The sequence below is a fragment of the Streptosporangium sp. NPDC053982 genome (assembly GCF_055585205.1).
On record NZ_JBVJKQ010000022.1, the window covers coordinates 75,148 to 81,697 of the forward strand.

The 6,550-nt window shown below is 70.6% G+C and carries 6 protein-coding genes; 3 read left to right on the forward strand and 3 right to left on the reverse strand.

The annotated features are described in order from the left end of the window. Positions 1–113 precede the first annotated feature (113 nt). Both ACZ6W9_RS33500 and ACZ6W9_RS33505 read left to right on the forward strand, forming a co-directional pair. Entirely contained in the window at positions 114–1,502 is a 1,389-nt protein-coding gene (locus tag ACZ6W9_RS33500) for an FAD-dependent oxidoreductase (RefSeq protein ID WP_389968570.1), read from the forward strand. 94 nt (positions 1,503–1,596) lie between these two features. Then, positions 1,597–1,884 (forward strand): Fe-S cluster assembly protein HesB, encoded by a 288-nt coding sequence (locus tag ACZ6W9_RS33505; RefSeq protein WP_470121353.1) that lies wholly within the window; start codon positions 1,597–1,599, stop codon positions 1,882–1,884. Between the two features lie 137 nt (positions 1,885–2,021). On the opposite strand, the gene ACZ6W9_RS33510 is transcribed toward ACZ6W9_RS33505, so the two are convergent. Both ACZ6W9_RS33510 and ACZ6W9_RS33515 read right to left on the reverse strand, forming a co-directional pair. Further along, positions 2,022–2,495 carry a hemerythrin domain-containing protein gene (locus ACZ6W9_RS33510; protein WP_389968574.1) on the reverse strand — a complete coding sequence of 158 codons (474 nt, stop codon included), beginning with the start codon at positions 2,493–2,495 and terminating at the stop codon, positions 2,022–2,024. A gap of 70 nt (positions 2,496–2,565) precedes the next feature. Next, positions 2,566–3,747, reverse strand: a complete 1,182-nt coding sequence (locus tag ACZ6W9_RS33515; protein ID WP_389968576.1) for a zinc-dependent alcohol dehydrogenase — start codon at positions 3,745–3,747, stop codon at positions 2,566–2,568. Between the two features lie 456 nt (positions 3,748–4,203). On the opposite strand from ACZ6W9_RS33515, the gene ACZ6W9_RS33520 reads away from it, so the two are divergent. Then, positions 4,204–4,773 (forward strand): hypothetical protein, encoded by a 570-nt coding sequence (locus ACZ6W9_RS33520; RefSeq protein WP_389968578.1) that lies wholly within the window; start codon positions 4,204–4,206, stop codon positions 4,771–4,773. A gap of 206 nt (positions 4,774–4,979) precedes the next feature. Here ACZ6W9_RS33520 and ACZ6W9_RS33525 read toward each other — a convergent pair whose 3' ends face one another. Continuing rightward, the gene (locus ACZ6W9_RS33525) at positions 4,980–6,254 is read right to left on the reverse strand and encodes a C39 family peptidase (protein WP_470121355.1); all 1,275 of its coding nucleotides are present in this window, start codon (positions 6,252–6,254) and stop codon (positions 4,980–4,982) included. Positions 6,255–6,550: the final 296 nt, after the last annotated feature.

Below are 6,550 nucleotides of genomic sequence, written 5' to 3' on the forward strand. Positions count from 1 at the left end.
TACCGCGGGGCGGGGCGACACGCCATGATCGAGGCGATGCCGTTTGGGACGGGCGGGCGGAGGAACCCCTTCCCCAGCGGTGCACACTGACGGCTTGCGAGACGGGCGGGACGATGACGGAACGGCTGGTGGTGATCGGCGGCGACGCCGCGGGGATGAGCGCGGCCTCCCAGGCGCGGAACCGGCGCGGCCCGGACGACCTGCGGATCGTGGCCCTGGAGAAGGGCTTCCACGCCTCCTACTCAGCCTGCGGAATCCCCTACCTGGTGGGCGGCGAGGTGAACGGCGTCGAGGAGCTCGTCGTCCGGCGGCCCGAGGTGTTCCGCGACGAGCAGGCCATCGACCTGCGCCTGCGCAGCGAGGTCACCGAGATCGATCTGGGCCGCCGGACGGTGACCGTGCGCGACCACGGGGAGGGCCGCGACTACCGGGAGCCGTTCGACCAGCTCGTCGTCGCCACCGGAGCCCTGCCGAACCGTCCCGGCCTGCCCGGCGCCGACGCCGAAGGCGTGTACGGCGTGCAGACCCTGGACGACGGCGCCGCGCTGCTGCGGGCCGTGGAGACCGAGGGGGCGGAGCGCCCGCGCGCCGCCACGGTGGTCGGCGGCGGCTACATCGGCCTGGAGATGGCCGAGGCCCTGGTGCGGCGGGGCCTTTCGGTGACGCTCGTCGAGGCCGGTGAGCAGCCGATGGGCACGCTCGACCCCGACATGGGCGCCCTTGTCGCCGACGCCCTGCGCCGGCTGGGGGTCGAGGTGCTCCTCGGCGAACGTGTGACGGGTTTCCCCACCTCCGGCGGCCGGGTGGACGCGGTGTGCGTCGGGGACCGGAGCGTACGGGCCGACCTGGTCGTACTGGGCCTCGGGGCCCGCCCGAACACCGCGCTGGCCGAGGCCGCGGGCATCCCGGTGGGCGAGACCTCCGGGATCCGGACCGACCGGCGGATGCGCACGCCGGTCGAGGGCGTCTGGGCGGCCGGCGACTGCGTCGAGACCTTCCACCGCGTCTCCCGCAGGCCGGTGGCGATCGCGCTGGGCACCCACGCCAACAAGCAGGGCCGCGCGGCGGGCATCAACATCGGAGGCGGGTACGCGAGCTTCCCCGGGGTCGTGGGGACCGCCGTGTCCAAGATCTGCGAGTACGAGGTGGCCCGCACCGGCCTGACCGAGACCGAGGCCGCCGCGGCGGGGTTCGAGTTCGTCACCGAGACCGTGGCTTCCACCACGCGCGCCCACTACTACCCCGGCGCACGGGAGATGCGGACCAAGATGATCGCCGACCGCCGGACCGGCCGCCTGCTGGGCGCCCAGATCGTCGGGCAGGAGGGTGCGGCCAAGCGGATCGACGCCCTGGCACTGGCCGTCTGGCACGGGATGACCGTGGAGGAGATGACCGGCCTGGACCTGGCCTACGCTCCCCCGTTCTCCCCGGTGTGGGATCCCGTGCTGATCGCCGCGCGCAAGACGGCCGAGCGCCTCGAACGCCTCCACACCGGCGGATGAGGGGAAATCCGCCTGTTCATGTGTTGGGTCTGCCGTAATCGGGCAAGGGCGGAGAGTCCAACCTCAATTCGGACAAGGAGTTGCAATGCTCACAATGACCGATAACGCCGCACAGGTGATCCGGAATCTCAGCTCCCAGGTCGGAGAGTCGACGGACACCGGGGTCCGCATCTCCGCGCAGAGCGACGGCACGGACTCTCTGCTGCTGTCGATCGTGGAAGGGCCGCAGTCCGAGGACAAGGTGGTCGAGACGGGCGGAGCGCGCGTCTTCCTGGACCCCAAGGCGGCGGACCTGCTCGACGACAAGTCCCTGGACGCCGACGTCGACGAGGGTGGAGGGGTGGCCTTCACGGTCACCGAGCAGATTCCCCGGCAGGCGTGACGGCCTTCCGGGAAAAGCGGGCCCCGGCCTCGGATGAGGCCGGGGCCCGCGTGTCGTCTCAGGCGCCCTGACGGGCGCTCCCGGCGGTGTTCCCACCGCCGGTCTCCCCGGCGACGCCCCGCCGCGCCGCCGGCGCCCTACTGGCGGGCGCTGGCCAGCGCCAGCGGGTCGGACGGAGCCTCGGCCTTGGCCTTCTCCATCCGCTCGCCGAGTTCCTGGAGCCTGTTGCGCCCCAGGGCCTCACGGACCTGGGGGAACCAGTCCTCTTCCTCCTCCTTGACGTGGTGGCGCACGTTCTCGATGAGAACGGTCACCTTGGCGTCGAACCGCTCGTCCTTGGGGTCCATCCCCTTCAGCTCCGACAGCAGCCAGGCCACGACGTGGTGCTCCTCCACGCTCTCGAGGACGTGGTCGGAGGTGTCGGGCACCTCGGCGCGCGCCTCCGGGTAAAAGATCGCCTCCTCGATGTAGGCGTGCCGGCACAGCTCCTGGGAGATCTTCTCGACGATCTCCTGCTTCTTCTTGTAAGCGGTCTCGCCCGTCTGCTCGAACTCCTTGAACAGCTTCTCGACCGTCTTGTGGTCGTCCTTCAGCAGCACGATGGCGTCCATGGCCTATCTCCTTCGGGTACGGGGTCCGCGGGGACCCGCCTGTTCAGGGGGGACGTCTTCTCGGGGTCTCTCAGGGGTTCAGGAGGACCTTGATGGCCCCGTCCTGCTTCTTCTGGAAGATCTCGTAGCCGTGCGGGGCCTCCGCCAGCGGCAGCCGGTGCGTCGCCAGGTCCATGACGCCCAGCGGATCGGAGTCGTCGGCCACCAGCGGCATCAGGTCGTCGATCCAGCGCTTGACGTGCGCCTGACCCATGCGCAAGGTGATGCCCTTGTCGAACATCTTCAGCATCGGCAGCGGGTCGGCCGCGCCGCCGTAGACGCCGGAGACCGAGATCGTGCCGCCGCGCCGTACCGTGTCGATGGCCTGGTAAAGGACGGCCAGCCGGTCCACGCCGGCGTTGGTCATCAGCGGTGCGGCGATCGCGTCGGGCAGGAGCCCGGTGACGGTCTGGGCCACCTTGGCGACCGGGGAGCCGTGCGCCTCCATGCCGACCGCGTCGATGACGGAGTCGGTGCCCCGCCCGCCGGTCAGCTCGCGGACCGCCTCCGGCACGTCCGGGGTCGCGGAGGAGTCCAGGATCTCCACGCCGTGCCGGCGCGCCATCTCCAGCCGCTCGGGTACGGCGTCGATGCCGATCACCCGGTACCCCAGGTGCTTGGCGATCCGGGCGGACATCTGCCCGATCGGGCCCAGGCCGAAGACCGTGACGCTGCCGCCGTCGGGGACGCAGGCGTAGTCCACGGCCTGCCAGGAGGTGGGCAGGACGTCGGAGAGGTAGACGAACCGCTCGTCCGGCGGCCCGTCGGGCACCTTGATCGGCCCGAAGTGCGCCTGCGGGACCCGGAGGTACTCGGCCTGCCCGCCGGGGACCTGGCCGTACAGCTTGGTGTAGCCGAGCAGCGCGGCCCCGGTGCCGTACTCGCGCACCTGCGTGGTCTCGCACTGGGCGTACAGCTTCATGTCGCACATGTGGCAGCGGCCGCAGGAGATGTTGAACGGGACGACGACCCGGTCACCGGGTTTGATGTGCGTGACCTCCGCACCGACCTCCTCCACGACGCCCATCGGCTCGTGCCCGAGGACGTCCCCCTGCCCGAGGAACGGTCCCAGCACCTCATAAAGGTGGAGGTCGGAACCGCAGATCGCGGTCGTGGTGACCTTGATGATCGCGTCGGTGGGTTCCTTGATCACCGGGTCCGGAACGTCCTCGACACGTACGTCTCGCTTGCCGTGCCAGGTAAGGGCCTTCATCGCTCTCCTCCTATCGGGACGCCGGACGGCGTGTCACACAGCCACGCCTGAGCTGCGACGACGTCCCTCTTACCCCCTGAGTCGTCCTCAAACGAGGAACCCCGGAGGAGGCGTCGCCGGTTGGCCCGGGAGGAAGGCCGCCGACAGGAATGCGACCCGCCTGTTCATTTCGGTTTTCCTTTATTGCCTTTTTTATTGCCACTTATTGCGGAATGCAGTGCGGGGAGTAATTCGCGCGGCCGATCAGCGCTCCCCCGCGGGAAGGACGCCCCGGTGGACCGGCGGCGGCCACCATGAGATCGAGATCGACACCGCCTGCGGCGGCTCTCCCCCGTACGCAGGCGTCATGTGGGCGGGATCGGCGCACCGTCCGGTCCCGGCGGCCGGCGTGAACCGCCGCCACATGCGTTCTCATCATCCGGAACGACGTCCGAAAGGAAACCGAGGAACGTGAAAATGACCAAGAAGGCTCTGCTCGCGGCGACGGCGACGGCGGCTCTGTCCACCCTGGCGCTGGTGCCGACGGCTCCCGCCAGCGCCGCGGTCTACACGGTCGAGGTCCAGCTCCAGAACGTCATCAGTGTCAAGGAATCAGCGGGCGCCCATGTCACCTGCCCCGCCAACCAGGTGATGACCGGCCGTGCGCACTCCGGAGACGAGAACGCCTACACGAAGTACTCCTGCAGCCGGATCCTCATCAACGGCGAACAGGTGACGGTGGAGTCCCGAAGCTGGAGCCCCAGCCAGAAGGAGAGCAGCTCGTTCTACGAGACCTCCGACAACCGGGTCATCACCGGCCGGTGGCACGCCGGAGACGAGAACGGCTACACGAACTACGAGTCGGGCGCGCTGTGGTGGCAGGGCAGGCAGCTGCGCCTCGTCTCCGCGCCGTGGAGCTCGAATCTGCGTGAGAGCAACCACTCCGTGTCGGCGAGCCCCTACCACGTCATGACCGGCCGGAGGCACTCCGGAGACGAGAACGGCTACACGAACTACCGGTTCGCCTCGGTCACGGTCGACGGCTGAGCTCCCGTACCTCCACTCACCCGGCATCGCCCCGGGTGAAGGCCCTGCCACTGCTGGGGCCATCGCCCGGGGCGGCTGCCGGGAAGCCATGACACGGCTGAGCGTGGCACCCCCGCTCACACCGCCGGAAGAGCCGGTGGCCTGCGTGCCCCGGGCGGCGGGAGCCCGGGAATCCGTACGGCCGGCCGTACGGATTCCCGGGGCCCTCACCAGTTGGCGGGCAGGCCCGGTTCTGCGGCGGGCAGGGCATGACCCGGCGGGTGGATGACGTAGACGATGCCGCCGCTGCTGGAGCTGCGCTGCCACACGTTCTCGAAGTCGCCCCGCGGATAGACGTGGCGCACCGCGTCGTCGCTCGGTGAGGCGGGATCGTTGGCGATCACGTCGCCGGTGGCGGTGAACCCGACGATCACCATGATGTGGCCGTCGGTGCCGTAGCCGGCGCCGGGCAGCTCGTTCTCCTTGAACGACTGGGAGGTGATCACCGGAATGCCCGCGGCGATGAAGCGCTCCAGCTCGGTCAGCGACCGCAGCCTGGTGACGAAGCCCTCCATGCCGTACCGCCCGGCATAGGCGGTGTTGAAGGGCCAGTTGCCTGCCCCCTGGTAGGCGTGGTCGTAGGTGTGGCGGGCGGCGTGGTCGACCTCGGGGTCGGGGTCGGACGGGTCCACCCAGGAGGTGTCCTCCTCACTGGGCCAGGCGCCCCAGTAGCCGAGCACCATCGTGGTGGAGGTCGGACTGCACCACGCCTGGCCGCCGCCGTCCCACTCGGGGTAGTGGCCCGTGTGGACGTTCTGGGAGCGGCGCGGCACGTTCAGCTCGATTCCCCACGCCGGGCCACCCGGGCTGGCCGTCACGCGTTTGCGCTCAGGGACGGCCGAGGCCATCGCGCCCAGACTCCGCACGACGGGGGCCACGGTGGAGCCGGGCGTGCGGTGCAGCGTGACGCGCAGCTGGTAGGCGGTGATCGGCCGTCCCGACGCGGCGACGAAGGTGTCGACCGAGACGGTGCCGTCGGCGTCGCCCTGCCCGGAGACCGAGGTGCGGCGGATGTCGCCCTCGCCGTAGGCCCAGCGGCCCATGACGTACCACTTGCTCAGCCCGGCGGCGTTGCGTCCGCGCATCTCGACCTGCACCCAGCTCCCGGCCGGGGTGTCGGCCGTCCAGGAGGCGACCAGCTCGGTGGCGGAGAAGCCGACCCCTCGCTCGGGGCCGGTCCAGCGGGCGTACTCCCAGGTACGGGTGCCCAGGGCGTCGGTGTAGGAGGTGGTTCCGGCGGCGGAGGCGAAGGCCAGGGTGTCCTCGGCCCTCACGCCCTCCTTGACGCCCGAGGGGAAGGCGGCTCGCTGGTAGACGACGTCGGTCCGGGTGGGCGGCGGCTTGGTCACGGCCGCGGCGGGCCCCGCCGCGGAGGCGGTGAAGGTCGCGGCCGACGCGACGGTGGACAGGAAGGCGGAGAGGAACACGGTCAGCACGCGCATGGGCTCACCTTGCCTGAGGGGTTCTCGACTCCGCAGACGCTAAGCCGCCACGCCGCCCCGCGCATCGGGAACTTTACGTATCCAGCCCCGAGCCGCGACGCGCAGCGTCGCCATCAACCCGCTCGGGGGCGCCGGTGTCTGGACTGAGGAGCGCAGCCGCGAAGCGGCGGAGAGACGAGGGAAGACACCGGTTACCAGCCCCCGAGCCGCGACGCGCAGCGTCGCCATCAACCCGCTCGGGGGCGCCGGTGTCTGGACTGAGGAGCGCAGCCGCGAAGCGGCGGAGAGACGAGGGA

Coding starts and splice junctions, on each gene's coding strand:
- ACZ6W9_RS33510 (WP_389968574.1), bottom strand. CDS start 2,495: ATGGACGCCATCGTGCTGCTGAAGGACGACCACAAGACGGTCGAGAAG.
- ACZ6W9_RS33525 (WP_470121355.1), bottom strand. CDS start 6,254: ATGCGCGTGCTGACCGTGTTCCTCTCCGCCTTCCTGTCCACCGTCGCG.
- ACZ6W9_RS33505 (WP_470121353.1), top strand. CDS start 1,597: ATGACCGATAACGCCGCACAGGTGATCCGGAATCTCAGCTCCCAGGTC.
- ACZ6W9_RS33515 (WP_389968576.1), bottom strand. CDS start 3,747: ATGAAGGCCCTTACCTGGCACGGCAAGCGAGACGTACGTGTCGAGGAC.
- ACZ6W9_RS33500 (WP_389968570.1), top strand. CDS start 114: ATGACGGAACGGCTGGTGGTGATCGGCGGCGACGCCGCGGGGATGAGC.
- ACZ6W9_RS33520 (WP_389968578.1), top strand. CDS start 4,204: ATGACCAAGAAGGCTCTGCTCGCGGCGACGGCGACGGCGGCTCTGTCC.